This is a genomic window from Stappia sp. WLB 29 (assembly GCF_023507705.1).
Lineage (GTDB): Bacteria > Pseudomonadota > Alphaproteobacteria > Rhizobiales > Stappiaceae > Stappia.
Window position 1 is genome coordinate 104,823 of sequence record NZ_JALBGD010000010.1, and the last position, 19,804, is coordinate 124,626.

The following is a 19,804-nucleotide window of genomic DNA, read 5'->3' on the forward strand; positions in this document are numbered from 1 at the left end:
GCTCAGGGCGCGTCGGGCGTGTCCTTGCCGGCGATCCGGCGGGTGAGAGCCGGGGAGAGGCCCGTGCTGTCCTTCGCCGGCGGGCGGGCATAACTGCCCTTGTCGGCGCCGGACGGGTGCAGGCGGTGGAGCGAAACCGCCTGCAAAACGGCGGCTTTTACCGGGTCCAGAAGCACCGCCGGCACCTCGTCGGCGATGTCCTCGGCGAGCCCGGCGATCGGCGCACCGCCGAGTATCAGGATATCCGCATGCGCGGCGGCGCGGCGGCAGGTCTTAACCAGCGGTGCGCGCATCTCCTCCGCCACCGCCGCGATGGAGCCGAAGGCGGCATCCGGCGTGAAGGTGCCGGCAAAGCGCGTGCCGAGCCCTGCGCGCGTCACCTGCTCCTCGTACCAGGGCGTGAGGCGGGGCGAAAAGGTGACGAAGGCGAAGCGCTCCCCCAGCGCCAGGGCGGCCAGCATCGCCGCTTCGGAAAGGCCTGACACCGGCAGGTCGAAGAGCTCGCGCGCGGCAGAAAGTCCCGGATCGCCGAACGCGGCGATGACCGCGGCATCGAAGCGTCCCTCGTGCTCCGCCAGCAGGTCGAGCACGGCGGCGCCGGCGATCTGCGCCTCTGCGCGCGAGGAGATGTAGGGAAACCCTTGGCGCGCCGTCAGGGGCAGCAGCTCGACATCTGCCGGCAGGACCGTTGTCGCGCTGCGCGCAAGCCGCTGGGTCAGCGCCTCGGTGGTGTTGGGGTTGAGCAGCAGCAGGCGCATCAGTAGCCCAGCCTTTCGGGCAGCCAGGTGACGATGCCGGGAAAGATCATGCAGGCCAGCAGCACGGCATACATCGCCGCGATGAAGGGCCAGCTCTCGCGCACCAACTCGCCCATCCTGACGCCCGTGATGCCGCAGACGACGAACAGGACGACACCGACCGGCGGCGTCAGCATGCCGATCACCAGGTTGAAGACGAAGAGAAAGCCGAAATGCAGCGGGTCGATCCCGTATTGCAGGGCGATGGGATGGAACAACGGCACCAGCATGATGTAGGCGGCGTTGGATTCCAGGAACATGCCGACGACGAGCAGCATCGCCGCGATGAGGCAGAGGAACAGGAACGGGCTGTCGGTGACGCCTTGCATCAGACCGGCGAGCTTCATCGGCAGCAGGTCGATGGTGAAGAGGAAGGTCACCGTCGAGGCGAAGGCGATCATCGCGCCCACCAGGGCCGAGGTCTTCGCGGCGGTCAGCAACACGTCCGGCAGGTCGGACAGCTTCAGCTTGCGCGTCACGAAGAAGCCGAGGACCAGCGCATAGCAGACGCCGACCGCGGCCCCTTCCGTCGGGGTGAAGGCGCCGCCGACGATGCCGCCGATGACCAGAACCGGCATCAGAAAGACGACGAGGCTGCGCCTGAGCTCGCGCAGGATGTTGGAGAGCGTCACCGGCGTGCCGGCCAGCGGGTAGTTCCGCTTCCAGGCGATCAGCCAGCACAGGACCATGAAAAGGGCGAACAGGATCAGCCCGGGAATGACGCCGGACATGAACATGCCGCCGACCGAAACGCTGGACCCGGCCATGAATGCGTAGACGATCATCGCGCCGGAGGGCGGGATGATCGGGCCGAGATTGGCGGCCGCCGCCACGATGCCGGTGGAGAAGCCGAGACCGTATTGCTTCCTGAGCGAAGGCACGAGCGTGGAGGAGAGGGCCGAGGCGTCGGCGACGGCGGCACCCGAAACGGAGGCGAGACCGGCCCCGGCGACGATGGTCACTTGGGCGAGGCCGCCGCGCACCCGGCCGATGAAGGCGTTGGCGAAGTCGACCAGCCTGTCCATGATCCCGCCCTTTAGCATCAGTTCGCCGGCGATCATGAACAGCGGGATCGACATCAGCGGGAATGAGTTGACCGCGTTCATCAGGCGCGGGGCCAGCACCGCGACGTCGATGCCCGACAGCCACAGGCCGGCCAGCGCCGCAACGCCGAGCGAGAAGGCGAGCGGCATGCCGAAAAGGGCGAGCACGAGAAAGGCTGCGATGACGAAGAGGCTCATGCCCGGGGCTCCATCGGGACCAGCGCGAGATGGACGAGATGCAGGGCCGAGTGCAGCGCGCCGAGGATGACGGGGAAGAAGAACACGCTCGAGGTGATGTCGAGCGCGCCGAGCCGCTCGGACCATGTGGCCAATGCGACGCCGATGGTGGTCCAGAACACGACGCCCATCAGCGCCGCGCCGAGGGCGCTGGTCGCTCGTGCGACGAGGCGGCGAACGCCTACGGGCAGGCGCTCGACCAGCAGCGTGATCCCCACATGGGTTCCATCGCGGATGCCGAGCGGGATTGCGAGGAAGATCGTCCACACGAAGGCGATGCGGCTGACCTCGTCGGCCCAGTCGAGCGAGCCGTTGAAGACATAGCGCATCACCACCTGAGCCGAGACCACGGCGACCATGGTGGCCGCACCCAGGATGACGAGGACGCGCGCGCCGGTATCGGCGCGCGCGAGGACGAAGGTCAGGAGGCGGTCGAGCGCCATCGGATCACATGCCGAGCTTGGCGGTCTCGGCATCCAGCAGCGTCACCAGCTCCGGAGCGAGGCGAGCCTTGGTCTCGGCGGCGACGCCGGCGGTCTTCTCGCGCAAGGCGGCCGCCAGCTCCGGCGAAACCTCGGTGAAGGTCATGCCCTTGGCGGTGAGCTGCGCCAGACCCGCTGCATCCTGCTCGGCAGCCAGCTCCCGCTGATAGGCGACGGCCGTCGCCATGGCCTCGCGGACCATCGCCTGTTTTTCCGGGGCAAGCCCGTCGAACCACTTCTTGTTGCCGACCACGGAGATGAAGTCGAAGAAATGCCCGGTGTTGGAGACGTGCTTCTGCACCTCGGCGTAGCCGGCGACGTTGATGATCGCGAACGGGTTCTCCTGGCCGTCGATCACGCCCTGTTCCAGGGCGGAATAGAGCTCCTTGACGTCCATTGCCACCGGGTTGGCGCCGAGCGCGCGGAAGGTGGCAAGGTGCGTCTCGTTCGGCTGCAGGCGGATCTTCAGCCCCTCGATGTCACTGAGGGCGACCACCGGGCGGACATTGTTGGTCAGGTGGCGGAAGCCGAGCTCCATGTAGCCGAGGGAGGTCATGCCCTCCTTGGCCAGCATGTCGTCGAGCGCGGTGCCGACCGGCCCATCGGCGATCGTGAAAGCCGCCTCGCGGCTCGGGAACTGGAACGGCAGGCCGATGACTTCCAGCTCCGGCACGGTGCGGGTCAGGTAAGCGGTGCCCACCCACATCATCTCGATGGCGCCGATCTTCACGGCCTGTACGTTTTCGGCCGCGCCGCCGAGCTGCTGTGCCGGGAAGACGTTGACGTCGATCTCGCCACCCGACAAGCGCTCGATCTCTTCCTCGAACCTCGCGATGGCAAGCGAGGAGGAGTGCTCGGTGGCGAAGTTGCCGGCGATGCGGATCGTGTCCTTGGCGTCGGCCATGGTGGCCGACAGGACGAGGGCGGCGGAGGCGACAAGCGGGAGAATGGCTTTCATGGCTGGGTGCTCCAGGGTTGCGGCGAGGGAGGTCCGGGGCGGTTTCGCGCCCGGCCCGAAGGCGCGGGCGGCACGGGAGCGGATCACCGAGGCGATCTCCTCCAGCGTGGCGGCATGCTCCTCGGGCGCCGCCGCGGCAAGGCGGCGCTCGAAGGTGGCAAGAAGGGTCTCAAGGTCGGGAACGCGGTGCAGAGCGATAATGAAAGGATGGGAGAACCGTGCCCGATAGGCGGCGTTGAGTGCGCGCAGCCGGGCGGCATCGCCTGCCGAAAGCGACAGCAGGCCGAGCCGGGCCTGTTCGCCGGTCGAGGCGTCGGTCATGCGCCCTTCGGCCGCTTCCTCGCCGGCGAGCTCGGGGTGAGCGGCAAACAGCACCCGCTGGCGCTCCGGGCCGGCAGCAAGGATGGTCTCCGCCAGCGCGGCGGCAAGCGCCGCATCGTCGGCGAAGGGGCGGCTGTCGACGGTCAGCTCCACCACCCAGGGCGAACGCTCGACCAGGGGCTCGAGCAGCGCAAGCGCCGTTTCGCGGGAAGCCGAGTTGAGCGTGTCGAGGGCGGAAGTCATGGCGGGCCTTTGCCGTCCGGTGTCCTTGTGCCCTGAACGCTAGCCGGCCCTCATCATTGCAATCCATGACATTATCGACAATCCTGCGTTCTAGAAATTAGGATGCCTCGAAATGTCGCTCCACCTTGTCCCCCGCGGTCTGCACTATGTCGAGGCCGTTGCCGAGCACGGCTCGATCCAGGCGGCCTCGCGCGCCATCGGCATTGCCGCCTCGGCGATCGACCGGCAGATCAAGCTGCTGGAGGACCGGCTCGGGGTGCAACTGTTCGACCGCATGACCACCGGCATGACCTTGTCCCCGGTGGGGGAGATGTTCGTGGTGCTGGCGCGGCGCTGGCGGGCGGACGAGAACCGCCTGTGGTCCGACGTGAAGCAGATGCAGGGCATAAGCCTCGGCCATATCCGCCTCGTGACGATGGACAGTCTGGTCAACGGCGTGCTGCCGCGCTTCCTGCACCATGTGGCGGAGGTGTATCCGCGGGTGCGGATCGATGTGGAGATCGCAACGCCAGACGATGCGACGACCGTGCTCGACCGGGGCGATGCCGATGTCGCGCTCGTCTTCAACCTGCGCCCGCATCGCGACCTGCATGTGGTGTGGAGCGCGGAGCTGCCGCTGCACTGCGTCGTCGCGCCGGGCCATCCGCTGGCGGAGCTGAGCCAGGTGAGCCTTGCCAAGGTGCGCGACCAAGCAACCGTCGTGCAGAGCCCGTCGCTGGCGATCCGCCGCATGCTGGAGGCGCGGCACGGCTGGATGTTCTCGGAAAACCGCCCGCCGGTGGTCACCAACTCGCTGCAACTTCTGAAGCAGCTCGTCGTCTCCGGCAGCCACGCCGCGCTGACCTCGGAGCTGGACACGGCGCAGGAGCTGCTGGACGGGCGCCTCGTCGCCATTCCCGTGACGGGGCAGAATGTGGTACCCCAAAGCATCGCGCTGGCCATCAGCTCCCGCCGCGCGCTGCCGCGCATCGCCACCCGCGTTGCCGACCTCCTGGCCGCCGATGTCGCCGTCATGCTCGCCGAGGTGCGGGCGCGCAACCGGTTGCCCTGAAACGCAAAAAGGCCGCCCATCGGGCGGCTCTTCGCTCATTCCTGGTGAAGAGGGATCAGAGTCCCAGCCCGCCGACGCAGGCGTATTTGATGTTGAGATAGTCCTCGACGCCGTATTTCGAGCCCTCGTTTCCAAGGCCGGACTCCTTGACGCCGCCGAAGGGCGCGACCTCGGTGGTGATCAGCCCCTCGTTGACGCCGACCAGTCCGTATTCCAGCGCCTCCATGACGCGGAAGGCGCGCCCCAAGTCCTGGGTGTAGAAGTAGCAGGCAAGGCCGTATTCGGTATCGTTGGCCATCGCCACCGCCTCGTCTTCCGTGTCGAAGCGGAAGAGGGGGGCGAGCGGTCCGAACGTCTCTTCGCGCGCGACCTTCATCTCCGGCGTTGCACCCACGACCAGCGTCGGCTCGAAGAAGCTGCCGCCATTGGCGTGGCGCTTGCCGCCCGCGAGCACCTTGCCGCCCTTGGCAAGCGCGTCCTGGATGTGCTCTTCGACCTTCTCCACCGCCTTGCCGTCGATCAGGGGGCCTTGCGTCACGCCGTCTTCGAGGCCGTTGCCGACCTTGAGCGCGTCGATGGCGGCGCCGAGCTTTTCCGCGAAGGCGTCATAGACGCCGGACTGCACGTAGATCCGGTTGGCGCAGACGCAGGTCTGGCCGGAATTGCGGAACTTCGAGACCATCGCCCCTTCCACCGCCGCGTCGAGGTCGGCGTCGTCGAAGACGATGAAGGGCGCGTTGCCGCCGAGTTCCATCGAGATCTTCTTCATGTGGGCGGAGGCGTTGGAGGCGAGCTTCTTGCCCACTTCCGTGGAGCCGGTGAAGGTGATCTTGCGCAGATGCGGGTTCTCGCACATCTCCGCCGCGATCTCGGCGGCCGAGCCGGTGATGACGTTGACCACCCCGCGCGGGAAGCCGACTTCCTCGGCGAGCGCTGCAAAGGCGAGCGCGGAGAAGGGCGTCTGGCTCGCCGGCTTGATCACCATGGTGCAGCCGGCGGCAAGGGCCGCGCCGAGCTTGCGCGAAATCATCGAGTGGGGGAAGTTCCAGGGCGTGATCGCGCCGGTGACGCCGACCGGCTCCTTGGTCACCAGGATCCGCTTGCCGCGCCAGGGCGAGGGGATGATGTCCCCGTCGATGCGCTTGGCCTGCTCGGCGAAGAAGCGGATGTACTTGACGCCGAGCGCGATCTCGCCCTTCGCCTCGGCCAGCGGCTTGCCCATCTCGGTGGTGAGGATTTCCGCGAGCGCGTCGTGGTTGGCCAGGATCGCGTCGCACAGCTTGTGCATCAGGGTGCCGCGCTCTTCCGCCGTCGTCGCCTTCCAGTCCTGGAAGGCGAGATAGGCCGCCTCGATGGCGCGCGCGGTCTCCGCCCGGCCGCAGCGCGGCACGGTGCCGACGATCTCGCCGGTCGCCGGGTTGTCGACCTCGATCACCGATCCGGTGTCGGCATGGGTCCACAGTCCGCCGATATGGCAGGACTGCTTGAAGAGCCTGTGGTCGCTGATCATTCTTGCACTCCCGTTGTTGTTGTCGCGGGCCGGCCGAAAGGACTTCTGGGCCGGTCGTCGTCCTGTCGGGGCCGCATGCGGCCCGAGGTTCAGCGCAGCGTCACGGAATAGACGAGGTCCTGCGTGTTGCAGGCGCTCACCCGCCATTCGACCGGGGTTCCCTCCAGATCATAGGCGAGGCGGTCGACGGCCAGCAACGGAAAGCCCTTTGCAACCCCTAGGAAGCCGGCCTGCTCCGCATCGGCGGCGACCGAGCGCAACTCCTCGTGCACCACGGTGACCATCACGCGAAATTCGCTCTGGTACATGGCGTAAAGTGCCTGCGGCAGCCGCAGGTTCCCGATGCCGGCAAACCGCGCGCCCGGCAGCACGATCCGTTCGATCAGGACCACCCGGCCGTCGAGACTGCGCTCGCGAAAGATCCGCACCACCGGCGCGCCCTCGGAAAGTTGTAGCCGCGCGGCCTCCGTCGCATCCGCCGTGCCGTCCTCGACATGGGTCCGGCGCAGCTCCGGCGTCAGCCGTTCGCCGCCCGGCCGGGCGAAAAAGAAGAACTGGAACAACGGCCGCGCCGCCTGCGGCTGGCGGGCGAAGCTGCCCTTGCCCTGGCGCCGCTCGATCAGGCCTTCTGCGGCCAGCGTCTCGACCGCCTTGCGCAGCGTGCCCTGGGCGACGCCGAACTCGCCCGCCAGCACCTGTTCGCTCGGCAGCCTGTGGCCCGGCGGCCAGCTGCCGTCGGTCAGCCGGGTGCGCAGGATCTCCTCGACCCGGCGGTAGAGCGGACTGTATCCGGCCTTGGCGATCATTGCGGGGGCCTCATGCGGGCGTGGGCGCCGGTGCTCGAGCTTTGCATCCGATCATTCATCAGACAAATATCATATACAAGAATGTGAGGGGTGTTTTGCACGACAAGCGACTTTTGCGGATTTTCCCCGGCCGGTAACGGCATGCGGGGACGGGAGAGACGAACAGGGCTCTTTCCGAGCGGCACGAAGCGGTCTAAACGGCGGGAAGATCCGGCGCCGCGCGCGCCGCAGCCCGTCATTCCGGCCCTTGCCCGGCCCTGCCGACCACGAAAGCCTCCGCCATGTCCTCCTCGGTCACCCTCACGCTGGACGAAGCCGGCGCCTTTGCCCGCGCCGCCCTCATCGCCGCCGATACCTCCGCAGAAAACGCCGAATCCGTCGCCCGCGCGCTTGTCGCCGCCGAGGCCGACGGCCAGGCCGGGCACGGCCTGTCGCGGGTGTCCTCCTATGCGGCGCAGTCGAAGAGCGGCAAGGTCGACGGCCACGCGGTGCCGGACTTCTCGCGCCCCGCGCCGGCCCTGCTGCGGGTGGATGCGGGCCTCGGCTTCGCCTATCCCGCCTTCGACCTGGTGATCGACGCGCTGCCCGGCATCGTCGCGGAAACCGGCATCGGCCTTGCCGCCATCCGCCGCTCGCATCACTTCGGCCAGGCCGGAGCCCATTGCGAGAAGTTGGCCGAAAAGGGCCTCGTCGCCTTCGTCTTCGGCAATGCGCCCAAGGCCATCGCGCCCTGGGGCGGGCGCAAGCCGCTGTTCGGCACCAACCCCATCGCCTTCGCAGCGCCTCTGTCGGAGGGCCGCGCGCCGCTGGTCATCGATCTCGCCGTGTCGCGCGTGGCGCGCGGACGCATCCTGTCGGCGCAAAAAGCCGGCCTGCCGATCCCTGAGGGGTGGGCGCTCGATGTCGACGGCAACCCGACGACCGATGCCGATGCGGGCATGGCCGGCACGATGATCCCCATCGGCGAGGCCAAGGGCGCGGCGCTCGCGCTGATGGTGGAGGTGATGGCCGCCGCGCTGGTCGGGGCGAGCCTTGCCTTCGAGGCCTCCAGCTTGTTCTCGGGGGAAGGGGCGGCGCCCGACCTCGGCCAGACGGTGATCGCCATCGACCCGGGCATGAGTTCGGCCGGCGCCTATGGCGAGCGGATGGAGACGCTGGTCGCGGCCATCGAGGCGGAGGACGGGGTGCGCCTGCCGGGCTCGCGCCGGCTGGAGGCACGCGCCCGCGCCGCCCGCGAGGGGCTGACTATCCCCGCAGCGGTCCATGCGGAGATCGCGGCGCTGGCCGGCGAGGACTGGCGCGACGCGTAGGGGGGGCATCGTCCTGCCGCACAGCCCTCTCCTTAGCGTCCTCCCGGACGGCGCGTGAGCACCGAGCCGGGATCGGCGTGCCGAGGGCCTGCCGGACACGCTCCCGAAAGACACCACGACCGTCGGGGCTCTCCGGTTCCGGGTCGCGGCTTCGCCTTGCCCGGAATGACGCCTGGGGAGGTTGGAGCAAAGAAAACACCTGCCGAGGTTGCCAATGGTTCCCGGCTCTCCGGCTTCGCCTGCGGCCGGGATGACGTCTGAGGGGGGGAAGCTGGACCGGGATGACGTCTGAGGGGGAGGCGCGGCCCTGGCGTACCCCTCCGAAGTCACCCCGGGCAAGCGCAGCGCGACCCGGGGCCTATTGGTTGCCAGAGCGACGGCGAGACGCGCAGCCCTCTCCCCGCGTCCTCCCGGACGGCGGGCGAGCGCTGAGCCGACCGCCAGCCCCTGCTACTTGCCGAATTCGCGCTCGAAGAAGATGCCGGCCTTGGATTCGCCGTCCGCGCCGACCTCGCCGCGCAGCTTCAGCGACTTGGTGACGTCGATGTCGACGGTGACGCGGCTGGAGCCGGCTTCCGTGCCCTGTTTCACGCCGAGATAGATGTTGTCGCTGAGGTACTTGCCGACCGCGAGCGAGGGGCCGGAGGTGCCGTCGGTCTCGACGTCGATGGCATCGACGCCGAGCGACTGGCGAAGGGCGCCGAGCGGTCCTTCGCCGCTGCCGCCGGTCAGCGCCAGCACCGAGGCGCCGAGCTGGGCGATCTGGGTGGGCGAGAGCTGGCTCATCGACCGGTCGAACAGGAACTGCGCCAGCACCTCGTCCTGCGGTAGCTGCGGCGAGGAGGTGAAGGCGATCTCCGGCTGCGCCGCCGGGCCGGTGACGGTGATGGTGACCTGCGCGCTGCTGGTCTGCGAGGTGGCGGCAAAGTCCAGCCGCGGCATCAGGGAGCCGGTAAAGCCGACATCGCCGCGGTTGAACTGGACGCGGCGCGTCAGCACCTGCATCAGGCCGCGGCGCATGTTGAACGAGCCGACGGCTTGCGGGTCGGCGGTGGTGCCGACGATGCGCAAGGTGCCGCCCATCTCCGCATCGAGGCCGCGGCCACGCACGAAGATGCGCCCCGGCGCGGAGACGTTGACATCGAGGCTGATCGGCCGGCTGCCGCCAGCGCCGGACCTGCCCTCGTCGCGGGCGAGCGCCGCATCCTGCTGGCGCACCGCTTCCGGAGCGTTGACATGGGTCACCGCGAGGGGATTGATCGCCCCAGGCAGACTGCTGGGAATGGTGATGTCGGCACGGGCGACGGTGACGTTACCCTCCAGCCGGGCACCGCGCGCCTGGTCGGCGAGGGGTCCGGTGAGGCGCAGGTCGGCACTGAGCGTTGCCTGCACCACGCGCCCGTCGGAATAGCGCCCGTCGCGCACCTGCACCCTGAGGTCTGCCGGCATGCCGCCGTCGAGACCGATACGCCCGCCGGCCGACAAGTTACCCCCGGCGGCGATGGCTGCGTTAAGATCGTTGATCGCAACACCTGAATTGTCGACGGCGATGCTGCCGGTGAAATTCTGCAAGGTGAGGCCGGAGGCGAGCTGCGTCAGCGAGAGCTGGCGTGGCTGCAACGTGATGCTGTAGCGCGGCGCGGCGAAGGAGCCGGTGATCTTGCCCGAGACGGCAAGCCCGCCCTGGCCGGAAAAGCCCGACAGGATCAGCCGTTGGCGCGCCGCGCTGAGCGGGACGTTGCCGCTGAGCGTGATGTCGAGGGCCCCGGGCGCCGCAATGGCGACCGGCCCGCTGGCGGTCAGCGCAAGGCCGTCCGCACCGGTGATGTCGGTGGTCTGAGTGATGCGGCCGCCCTGGAAGCGGCCGGTGGAGCGCAGGCCGACGGCGGCGAGACCGTTTTCCCGCAAGGGCGCGGCGGAGAGGTCGGCGATCGACAGCGACCATTCGGCCTGCGGATCGGCGGCTGCGCCGCGCACGGCGACCGTTCCCGATGCGCTGCCCGTGGGCGACACGCCGGGGGCGAGAGGCGCGAGCGCCGTCAGCGGCAGGGCATTTATCCTCGCATCGATGGCAAGCCGCTCGCCGGCGGTGCCGCTGACATCGACGCGGCCTTCGCCGATCCGCAATCCCAGGTTTTCGATTGTCGTGGTGCCGTCGGCAACCGCGATGCGTGCTTCCTGCGCCAGGCGGGTGGCAAGGCCGCGATAGCGCCCCTGCAGCGAGGACAGCAGGATTTCGAGCCCGTTGTCGGTCGGCTGCAGAGCCGCCGTCAGGGCGACGCCGTCGGCATTGCCGTCCTGCGAGAGGCGGGCATCCAGCTCGATATCGGTGCGCGTTCCTTGCGTGGTCGCGGTCGCGGTCACCGTCTCGATGGCGGTGCCGCCGGCGGTGATGCCGCCGAGCGTCGCCTCGCCCGAGAGCGTCGGTGCGGCGAGCCCGCCGCGCGCCGTTCCGGAAGCGGAAAGCCGTGCGATCCGGTTGCCGGCAACCGCGATATCCTCGCCCTGCAAGGTCAGCTGCGCCCGCTGGTCGGCGCCGGATCCCGTCAGCGCGAGCTTGCCCGACAGCGCACCCTCCAATTCCGTGAGGGCGAGGGCCGAGAGCTCGGAAAGCTTCGGTGCCGCGATGTCGAGCGTGCCGGTGACCGTGCCGATCGCATCCGTGAGGTTGCCGATCTCGAAGGCGCCGTTGATGCGGTTCTCACCTGTGGCCAGCGAGAAGGTCGGGATGGAGAGGCCGGGGCCTTTCGGCTCCGCGTCGATCTCCGCATCCAGCCGGTTGCCGTCGACGGTGCCGCGCGCCTGGATATTGGCCGACAGCGCCTCCGGCGCCGTCGTCGCGGTGACGTCCACCTCGAGATCCGTGACCGGCTTGCCGGCGAGCTGCAGGGACTGCGCGGTAAGGGTGGCGGCGACGTCGGGACCGGTGAGCGCGCCCCTGGCGGTGCCCTCGATCCGGGCCGCGCCCACGACCTGCGGCGCGAAACGGGCAAGATCCGCCAGCGTCACCGTGTAGCTGCCGTCGATGGTCTGCGCGGTCACCGCACCGTCGAACGTCGTCTCGATGCCGTTCAGCGTCAGGGCGAGGGCGTCGATCCCGGCGCCCGGAGCGGAAGGGTCGACGGTGGCGCGCGCATCGAGCGTCAGCGGCCCGGCGAGCATCTCCGCGCCCTCGACCAGCGGCTGCAGATGGCGCGCGGTCAGTTTCGCGGTGAGGGCGAGGGGCGCGTTTGCCGCGGTGGTGTCGAGATCCTCGCCGGCAAGGCGCAGGCCGATGCCCTCGAGCTGCGCTTCGGTGGTTTGCACCCGCGCGCTGTCCAGCGCCAGCGACCAGCCGAGCGCATCGCGCGGGCCGCTGGCCGTCAGCGCCAGGGTGGTCTCGCCGATGGTGATCAGCCGGTCGGGCAGCTCGACGCCGATCATCGCGCCGTCGCCGGCCGACAGGCGCATGTCGGCGCTGGCATCGATCCGCCCGTCCTCGGGCAGGTCGGCGCGGAAGCTGGAGGAAAGCGTGCCGGTCTCGAGGGTGCCCTGCGCCCGCTGCGGCGCGAAATCGCGGGTGAGGATAACCTCCGCGTCGAGCACCGTGCGGCCCATGACCAGCGCGGCGGCGACCGGCGGGGCAAGGGCGGACAACTCGCCCTCCAGCCGCGCGGTCAGCTGGCGGGTGTCGCCGGTCTCGGCAAGGCGGGCGGTGCCGGCGATCTCCGTGCGCCCGTCCAGCGCCAGCGTCATCTGCGCCTGCCAGTCGTCGAGCGGGCCGTCGCCCTTCAGCGCGACATCGAGCGCGGGAAGGCCCTCGATCTGCAGCAGGCGGGCGGCAAGACCGCCGCGCGGCTCCTTCACGGTGACGTCGAAGAACAGTTCCTCCGCCTGCGGCATGAAGCGCACGGTCGCGGCGATGTCGCCCGGCGTGCCGTCGATGCGGCTGACGGTGAGCTCCGCATCGGCCGCCTGCGGCGCGTCGGACAGGCTCGCCTGCGCCTGCGCGGTGAGGCGCACCGGCGTACCGACGACGGGAGCGGCGATGTCGATCTCCGCGATCCGCGCCTGGCCGAGGCGGAAGGGCAGCAGCGGCACGGAGCCGCCGGACGTGTCCTCGCTCTGCGAGGGGACGGGGAGGCGCGCGAGAGAAACGCGGGCAACGTCGATGGCTTCGACATCGACAGTGCCGGACAGGAGCGCCAGCGGGTCCCAGGCGAGCCGCGCCTGCTCGACCGTGAGATAGGTGCCTGCAGCGTCCGAAACCTCGACCCGCTCGACGCTGGCATCCAGCCCCCAGCCGACCTGCAAGCCGGCGAGCCGCACGCCGCCGTCCGGGCCGCCGGCGATGCCGTTGACCAGAGACACGACCGCGTTGCGCCCGGCCTCCGTCTGCAGCGCGCCGAGCAGTCCGAGCACCAGCAGGGGCACGATCACCACGACGGCGACGAGCACCCGCAGCAGCAACCGGGCGGTGGCGCGCAGGAAGGAGCGGGAACGGCGGCGGCCCGGCGATGCGGTCAAGTCATGCACCCCGACGGGCTGAAAAACGAGTCGTCATGAAAAGACTTATCCCGCAATCTTGAAGCGAAATCATGGCGTGGCGGCAGCTTGCCCTGAATCGATGCGTCAAGGCGTTGAATCGGAATCGGAACCTTATCGTTCCCGCTTATGCCTCTGGAATGATTCGCAAAATCGAATTTCGATAGGATTTTGCAAAATTTCGAGAAATTTTGCGTTTCAAGCGCCCAAACCGTCTCAATTTCTCGAAATCAGAACGCCTGGCTGAGGCCGACATAGATGGCGAAGCTCGGGTCGTCCTTTTCCGGGTTGAGCGGTACGGCGACGTCGAGCCGGAGCGGCCCGACGGGCGTGAAGTAGCGGATGCCGGCGCCGACGCCGACCTTCAGCCCCTCCGAAAAATCCGGATAGACCGCGCTGAAGCTGTTGCCGGCATCGACGAAGCCGACGAGGCCGATCGTCTCGGTGACCTTCATCCGCACTTCTGCCGAGGCCTCCACATAGGAGCGCCCGCCGGTGACCTCGCCGGCGATCCGGGGGCCGACATTGCGATAGGCATAGCCGCGGATCGACCCGCCGCCGCCGGAGAAGAAGCGCCGCGCCGCCGGCACCGCCCGAATGGACGGGGCGATGATGCTGCCGGCGCCGACGCGCCCGGCGAGCACGAAGCGGCGGGACTCGTCCAGCGCCTGGTAGGCGGAGACCTGCGCCTTGGTGAAGAGCATGAAGTTGCCGCCCTTGGCGTCGTAGGCGGGCTCGGCGAAGGCGACGGCGTTGAGGCCTTCGGTCGGGTTCAGCTTGTCGTCGCGCGTGTCGTAGGCGACCTCGCCGATGATGCCGGTAAGCAGGTAGGTGCGGTTGCCGAAGACGTCCTGCTCGTCGGCGAACTGCACCTCGGCGCCGACCCGCGCGGACAGATGGTCGCTGAACTCGCGCCGCACGAAAGCATCCAACGTGACGTTGCGGCTGCGATAGGCGTCGGGGATTTCCTGCTTGGCGCTGAGACTCGTCGTGAAGGTGGTCAGCGGCCCGAAGGCGCCGGGCTTCTCGAAGGCGATGCGGCCGGCATATTCCAGGTCCGACAGGCTGTTGTCGCCGAGGCGGCCGACCGAGCCCTCGACGCTGAGCAATTCGCCGCGGCCGAACAGGTTGCGCCGGCGCCAATAGGCCTCGACGCCGAAGCCTTCGGAACTCGACCAGTTGGCGCCGACGCCGATGACGTTGCGCTTGCGCTCGGAGACCTCGATGGTCATCGGCAGGCGCCCGTCCGGGCCGACCTGCTCGCCCGGCACGATGCGCACCGAAGAGAAGATGCCGAGATCGGAGAGCCGCTTGGTGGCGCGCTCGATGGCCTGCGGGGAGTACTGCTCGCCCTCCGGCAGCATGGCCTGGGTGACGACGAAATCGGGATCGGTCGCCTCGGTGCCGCTGACGGTGACCTCGCCGAAGCGCGCGTCCCGTCCGGGCGCGGCGACGAGGCGCACGTCCAGCCGGTTGGTGGCGTGGTCGGCGACGATCTCGCGCCGCTCGATCCTGGCGAAGGGATAGCCGGCCGACTTCAGGTCGGCGACGATGCGCTGCTCGGCGCGCAGCACCTTCTCGGAATTGGCGGTCTCGCCGCTCACCAGCCCGTAGCTTTCCGGTGTGCCGATGAGCGCGTCCTGCGCGGTGCTCTCGACCGACAGGCTGCCGAAGGAAAACAGCGGGCCGGGCGACACGCGGATCGTCACCGGAACGGGGCGCGGGCCAGGCAGGGACGGCATGCGCAGCGCCGCCTCCAGCGTCAGGCCGGCGACACGAATGTCGACGGTGCCGGCATAGTAGCCCTCGACATAGAGCCGGCCGACCAGGCGCTCGAAGTCCGAATTGGCGCGGGCGATCAGCCCGGCCTCGCCCGAGGGCGGGCGGTCGGCATCGCTGACGAGTTCGGAGGTGCTCTCCAGCTTTTCCTTCAGATCGTCGTTGCCGCCGGACAGCGACAGCGTGACGGTATAGGGAAAGGGATCGACGACGGCGGTTTCGGCCTCGCTCTCAGACTTGCCGAACGGCCACCAGCCGAACAGGTCGAGGGCGGAGGCCGGGGCGGCGGACAGGCCGAGCAAGGTGCCGGCCATCAGCGCAACGCAAAGGGGGCGCCGGCGATGGTCCCGCCGTGCCGTCCTCGCATTCCCCGCCAAAAACGCCGGCAGGTCAGCTGTCCGGATCTCGTCGATACGCACGAGACGTCCTGTTCCGGTTGAGCCCGAAAGGTCCTTCATCGACCCATCTTGTAAGCCTAAGGCTAGGCCCGAATGGTTGACCGGTTCTGAACCGGAGGTCCCGTCCGGACCAATTCGCTCACCATATGGCATGTTTCATGCGCTTTGACGAATCTCGTGCCGCCGCGGATTCGCCAAGTCGGCGCCTGCCGCTAGGCGCCGATGTCCGCCCTGCCGCAGGAGGGGAACGGCCGGGCGCTGCTGCTGCACCCGGCGAAGTCCATCCCACAAATGCCTGAAAACCGGGGCAATTTTGTCAGATTCATTTTCTGTTTGATTAACCAATGGGGTAAACAATGTTGCCGATGAACAACAGGTGGCGGGCTTGCGGCGGCGCGCGTCCATCCAGCTTGGACACCCGCCCGAGAGGGTGCTAACAGAAGCGGGCGTGACACGTCCGGAATGTCACTACCGAGGCCTTGATGCGTTTATTGATCCCTGTTTTCCTTGCGTTTTCGCTCGCAGGCTGCGCCGGCCTGCCGGGGCAGGGACCTGCTGCGATCACCATTACCTCCGAAGAGATCGAGGGTGATGCGGTCAGCTCGGACTATGTGCTGCTGTCGCTGGACCGTTCGACGGTCGCGGCGGTGCACGACTACCGCCCGGCGCTGTTCTCCCGCCATTTCGCCACGGTGCCCGGCGCCGGCCGCTCGACGCGCCTGGGCATCGGCGACCGCCTGGTCGTGACGATCTGGGAAGCGGCGCCCGAGGGCCTGTTCTCCACCACCGACGGCAAGAACGTCTCGGTCCCCGTGGTGGTCGACGAGGCCGGTTATATCTTCATTCCCTATGCCGGCCGCATTCAGGCGAACGGCCTGACGGTCGAGGGGCTGCGCTCCTCGATCCAGGAGCGGCTGAAGGGCAAGGCCATCGAGCCGCAGGTGCTGGTTCTGGTGGAAGGCAACGAGAGCAGCGGCGTCGTCGTGGTCGGCGACGTGATGAAGCCCGGCCAGTACACCATGTCGGTGCGCGGCATGCGCCTGCTGGAAGCGGTGGCGCGGGCCGGCGGCTCGCGCGAGGCGACCTACGAGACGGTGGTGACGGTCAAGCGCGGCTCGCGCTCGGGCGAGGCGCGCCTCGTCGACCTGATCGAATATCCGGAAAACAACATCTGGCTGACGCCGGGCGACAACGTGCTGGTGACGCACAAGCCGCGCACGTTCTCCGCGTTCGGCGCGGTGCAGAGCACGCAGTTGGTGCCGTTCAAGACCGAATCGGTGACGCTGGCCGAGGGCCTGGCCCAGGTCGGCGGCCTGAAGGATTTCTTCGCCGATGCCGGCGGCATCTTCCTGTTCCGCTACGAGGACCGGGATCTGGTCCGCAAGATCCGCGGCGACGAGGTGGCGCAGAAGTTCTCCAAGACCAAGGTGCCGGTCGTCTACAAGCTGAACCTGCGCGCCGCCGAGGCGTTCTTCCTGGCCCGCTCGTTCGAGATGCGCGACAAGGACATCATCTACGTCGCCAACCATCCGACGGCGGAGTTCGGCAAGTTCCTGCAGATCATCGGCCCGCTGCTGTCCAGTGCCAGAACGGTCGACGCGCTGGCCGCCAATTGACGTCGGCCCTCGCCCCGGCGAGGGGACGTGTGCCCGTGACGCTGCGAGCGGCAGGCTTTCGCCATCCGGCCGGCGCCGCAACGGACGCCTGACATGCCGCAAGAGACGCAAACGCGCACGGTGCTTTTCCTGCAGGGTCCGCCCTCAGACTTTCCGCGCGTCGTCGCCGACGAGCTGGAAGCGCTCGGCCATCGCAGCTTGCGCATCAACCTGAGCCTGTCCGACTGGCTGCTGTGGCACGATGCCCGCTGCACCAGCTATCGCGGCAGCCTGAAGGCCTGGCCGGCCTATCTGGAAGGCTATGTCCGCGAGCACGGCGTCACCGACATCGTCTTCTACCAGGACCGCTTTCCCTACCATTCGGCGGCCATCGAAGTCGGGGCGCGGCTCGGCCTGCGCACGGTCGCCTACGAGAACGGCTACCTGCGGCCCGACTGGATCACCGCCGAACTGGACGGCATGTCGGCGCGCTCGCTGTTTCCGGACGACGTGCCGGCGATCCGCGAGGCGGCTTCGGTGCTGGCGCCCATCGACCTGACGGTGCGCTATCGCCATCCGTTCTGGCTGGAGGCGGTGCACGAGGTGACCTTCCACCTCGTCAACGCAATCCTCTTCATGTTCTGGCCGCGGTTCACCCAGGACAAGTTCTACCACCCGATCTTCGAGTATCTGGCGATGATCCCGCGGCTGGTCTTCTCCGGCCGGCGCGAGCGCAACGCCAACATCCTGATCGCCGACCTGATCGAGTCGCGCTGCCCGTATTTCGTCTTTCCGCTGCAGCTCCAGAGCGACTATCAGCTGCGCTACAACGCACAATACGACCATCTGGCCGACGCGCTGAACGAGGTGCTGGCCTCCTTCGCCGCGAATGCGCATCTGGCGGCGCATCTGGTGGTCAAGATCCACCCGATGGACCAGGGCATCGAGCCGTGGGGGCGGATCGTGCGCCAGCTGGCGCGCAAGCACCGGGTCAAGCACCGGGTGCACCTGGTCGACGGCGGCCATCTGGTGACGCTGCTGGAGCATGCCTCCGGCGCGCTGATGGTCAACTCCACCACGGGCCTGCACGCGGTGCGGCTCGGCTGTCCGGTGAAGATCCTCGGCGTTGCCGTCTACGACCTGCCGGGGCTGACCTGCCAGCTGCCGCTCGACCGGTTCTGGCGCACGCCGCAGGCGCCCGATGCCGGCGTCTACGACGCAGTGCAGCGGCTGATGGGTCATGCGATCCAGATCCAGGGAAATTTCTACACGGCCGAGGGCAAGCAGGCGGCCGCGCGCGAACTGGCGCGGCGGCTGACGCAGAACGGCGTCAACGAACCTGCCGCCTGCAGGCGCCCGGCACCGCGAACGGACAAGGCGCGGCGGCTCGGCATTCCCATGACCTTCTCCGAGGAGATGCGGGTTCGAGGCCGCATCGGGCGGTGGTGGCGTGCCTGGCGCGGCTGAAACGCGCGGGAGCCGCGCCCGGCATTTCCTGTTTTTGCAGGGGCCGCTGTCGCCGCTCTATCGGCAGATCGGCGCAAGGCTGGCCAAGGCCGGCCACGCGGTGACGCGGGTCAATTTCTGCAGCGGCGACTGGCTGCACTGGCACGGGCGCGAGTGCCGCTTCTGGCGCGGGCGCCTCGCCGACTGGCCGGCGGAGGCGGCGCGGCTGATGGAGGAGGACGCCGTCACCGACCTCGTCCTGCATGGCGACACGCGGCCCTATCACCGCCCGGCGGTGCTGGCGGCGGAGGCACGCGGGATCGCCGTCCATGCAACCGAACTGGGGCTGGTGCGGCCGGGCTACATGACGCTGGCGCGCGGCGGGCTGGGCGTGCTGAGCCGGCTGCCGGACGATCCGGCCGCGATCCGCCGGGCGGCGGCGCGGCTGGGCGAACCGGACTTGTCGCCCCGCTATCCGGGCTCCTTCGCGCTGGAGGCCTGGCAGGACGTTGCCTATCACCTGCCGAATCTGGCGGGCTTTCCCCTACACCCCTTCTATCGCCGCCATACGCCGAGCCATCCGCTGGCCGATTACCTTTCCTGGATACGCCGGCTCGCCGGCGGGCGGCGGCGCAGGGCGGAGGCCGCGCGGACCGAGGCGGAGCTCCTGGCGGTCGATGCGCCGCTGTTCCTGCTGCCGTTGCAGGTGGAGGGGGATTACCAGATCCTGGCGCAGTCTCAGTTCGGCACCATGCGCGCGGCGCTGGCCCGCGTGATCGCCGGTTTTCGCGAGGAGGCGCCGAAAGAGGCCCGGCTGGTGGTGAAGGCGCATCCGCTCGACAACGGCGAGGTGGACTGGCGCGCCGAGATCGCGCGACATGCGGGCGCGGACGGGGGGCGGATCACCTTCCTCGACGGCGGGTCGCTCGCCCCGCTGTTTCCGCGCCTTGCCGGACTGGTGACGGTGAATTCGACCGCCGGGCTCGACGCGCTGCGGGCCGGCGTGCCGGTCGCGACGCTGACGCCGGCGCTCTACGATATTGAGGGGCTGACCCATCGCGGGCCGCTCGCCGAGTTCTGGCGGGCGCCAAGTGCGCCCGATCCGGCGCTGCTTGCCGACTTCGTAAAAGTGGTGGTGGCGAGCTCGCAGCTGCGCGGCTCGATCCACAACCACGCGGGGCTGGACGAAGCGGTCGAAACGATGACGGCCCGGCTGCTGGACGACACAGCACCGGACCCGGAGTGGCATGTGGAGCCGCCGCCGCGTCTTGCCCGTGCCCGCGCGATGGGGGTGCCGCTGTGAG

13 protein-coding genes are annotated in these 19,804 nt (G+C 68.8%); 5 read left to right on the top strand and 8 right to left on the bottom strand.

Annotated features, from left to right (window positions below; translation table 11 throughout):
* Positions 1–2: 2 nt before the first annotated feature.
* Genes MNI96_RS17955 through uraD form a run of 4 tightly spaced genes read right to left on the bottom strand, consistent with a single transcriptional unit; the run spans position 3 to position 4,081 of the window.
* Positions 3–758, bottom strand: coding sequence for an aspartate/glutamate racemase family protein (locus tag MNI96_RS17955; protein ID WP_249695369.1), 756 nt, complete (start codon positions 756–758; stop codon positions 3–5).
* Complete coding sequence (locus MNI96_RS17960) at positions 758–2,038, bottom strand: TRAP transporter large permease (RefSeq protein WP_249695371.1); 1,281 nt, start codon at positions 2,036–2,038, stop codon at positions 758–760. The genes MNI96_RS17955 and MNI96_RS17960 overlap by 1 nt, the downstream gene beginning before the upstream one ends.
* Positions 2,035–2,520: a TRAP transporter small permease gene (locus tag MNI96_RS17965; protein WP_249695373.1), complete on the bottom strand. Its 486-nt coding sequence runs from the start codon at positions 2,518–2,520 to the stop codon at positions 2,035–2,037. Before MNI96_RS17965 ends, MNI96_RS17960 begins: the two co-directional genes overlap by 4 nt.
* Before the next feature lie 4 nt (positions 2,521–2,524).
* Complete coding sequence (gene uraD, locus MNI96_RS17970) at positions 2,525–4,081, bottom strand: 2-oxo-4-hydroxy-4-carboxy-5-ureidoimidazoline decarboxylase (protein ID WP_249695375.1); 1,557 nt, start codon at positions 4,079–4,081, stop codon at positions 2,525–2,527.
* Positions 4,082–4,193: 112 nt separating this feature from the next.
* Between uraD and MNI96_RS17975 the strand changes: the two genes are divergently transcribed.
* Positions 4,194–5,132, top strand: coding sequence for a LysR family transcriptional regulator (locus MNI96_RS17975; RefSeq protein WP_249695377.1), 939 nt, complete (start codon positions 4,194–4,196; stop codon positions 5,130–5,132).
* 55 nt (positions 5,133–5,187) lie between these two features.
* On the opposite strand, the gene MNI96_RS17980 is transcribed toward MNI96_RS17975, so the two are convergent.
* Positions 5,188–6,642, bottom strand: a complete 1,455-nt coding sequence (locus MNI96_RS17980; protein WP_249695380.1) for an NAD-dependent succinate-semialdehyde dehydrogenase — start codon at positions 6,640–6,642, stop codon at positions 5,188–5,190.
* Between the two features lie 89 nt (positions 6,643–6,731).
* Positions 6,732–7,448, bottom strand: coding sequence for a GntR family transcriptional regulator (locus tag MNI96_RS17985; protein ID WP_249695382.1), 717 nt, complete (start codon positions 7,446–7,448; stop codon positions 6,732–6,734).
* A gap of 281 nt (positions 7,449–7,729) precedes the next feature.
* Here MNI96_RS17985 and MNI96_RS17990 point away from each other — a divergent pair, with 281 nt between their 5' ends.
* Positions 7,730–8,758, top strand: coding sequence for an Ldh family oxidoreductase (locus tag MNI96_RS17990; RefSeq protein ID WP_249695383.1), 1,029 nt, complete (start codon positions 7,730–7,732; stop codon positions 8,756–8,758).
* 450 nt (positions 8,759–9,208) lie between these two features.
* Here the strand turns inward: MNI96_RS17990 and MNI96_RS17995 are convergent, their stop codons facing one another.
* Entirely contained in the window at positions 9,209–13,264 is a 4,056-nt protein-coding gene (locus MNI96_RS17995; protein WP_249695385.1) for a translocation/assembly module TamB domain-containing protein, read from the bottom strand.
* A 248-nt stretch (positions 13,265–13,512) separates the two neighbouring features.
* The gene (locus MNI96_RS18000; RefSeq protein ID WP_249695387.1) at positions 13,513–15,375 is read right to left on the bottom strand and encodes an autotransporter assembly complex protein TamA; all 1,863 of its coding nucleotides are present in this window, start codon (positions 15,373–15,375) and stop codon (positions 13,513–13,515) included.
* A gap of 566 nt (positions 15,376–15,941) precedes the next feature.
* Between MNI96_RS18000 and MNI96_RS18005 the strand changes: the two genes are divergently transcribed.
* The 3 genes from MNI96_RS18005 (at position 15,942) to MNI96_RS18015 (ending at position 19,803) form a co-directional block, all read left to right on the top strand.
* The gene (locus MNI96_RS18005) at positions 15,942–17,075 is read left to right on the top strand and encodes a polysaccharide biosynthesis/export family protein (protein WP_249695388.1); all 1,134 of its coding nucleotides are present in this window, start codon (positions 15,942–15,944) and stop codon (positions 17,073–17,075) included.
* A 93-nt stretch (positions 17,076–17,168) separates the two neighbouring features.
* The gene (locus tag MNI96_RS18010) at positions 17,169–18,521 is read left to right on the top strand and encodes a capsule polysaccharide biogenesis protein (RefSeq protein ID WP_249695389.1); all 1,353 of its coding nucleotides are present in this window, start codon (positions 17,169–17,171) and stop codon (positions 18,519–18,521) included.
* A complete protein-coding gene (locus MNI96_RS18015; RefSeq protein ID WP_249695391.1) occupies positions 18,505–19,803 on the top strand; it encodes a capsule polysaccharide biogenesis protein in 1,299 nt (432 codons plus the stop codon). Before MNI96_RS18010 ends, MNI96_RS18015 begins: the two co-directional genes overlap by 17 nt.
* Position 19,804: the final 1 nt, after the last annotated feature.

Bases quoted from the DNA above. Each gene is read 5' to 3' on its own strand.
- MNI96_RS17990 (WP_249695383.1), top strand. From the start codon at position 7,730: ATGTCCTCCTCGGTCACCCTCACGCTGGACGAAGCCGGCGCCTTTGCC.
- MNI96_RS17960 (WP_249695371.1), bottom strand. From the start codon at position 2,038: ATGAGCCTCTTCGTCATCGCAGCCTTTCTCGTGCTCGCCCTTTTCGGC.
- MNI96_RS17980 (WP_249695380.1), bottom strand. From the start codon at position 6,642: ATGATCAGCGACCACAGGCTCTTCAAGCAGTCCTGCCATATCGGCGGA.
- MNI96_RS18005 (WP_249695388.1), top strand. From the start codon at position 15,942: ATGCGTTTATTGATCCCTGTTTTCCTTGCGTTTTCGCTCGCAGGCTGC.
- MNI96_RS18000 (WP_249695387.1), bottom strand. From the start codon at position 15,375: ATGGCCGGCACCTTGCTCGGCCTGTCCGCCGCCCCGGCCTCCGCCCTC.
- MNI96_RS17985 (WP_249695382.1), bottom strand. From the start codon at position 7,448: ATGATCGCCAAGGCCGGATACAGTCCGCTCTACCGCCGGGTCGAGGAG.
- uraD (WP_249695375.1), bottom strand. From the start codon at position 4,081: ATGACTTCCGCCCTCGACACGCTCAACTCGGCTTCCCGCGAAACGGCG.
- MNI96_RS18010 (WP_249695389.1), top strand. From the start codon at position 17,169: ATGCCGCAAGAGACGCAAACGCGCACGGTGCTTTTCCTGCAGGGTCCG.
- MNI96_RS17975 (WP_249695377.1), top strand. From the start codon at position 4,194: ATGTCGCTCCACCTTGTCCCCCGCGGTCTGCACTATGTCGAGGCCGTT.
- MNI96_RS17955 (WP_249695369.1), bottom strand. From the start codon at position 758: ATGCGCCTGCTGCTGCTCAACCCCAACACCACCGAGGCGCTGACCCAG.
- MNI96_RS17965 (WP_249695373.1), bottom strand. From the start codon at position 2,520: ATGGCGCTCGACCGCCTCCTGACCTTCGTCCTCGCGCGCGCCGATACC.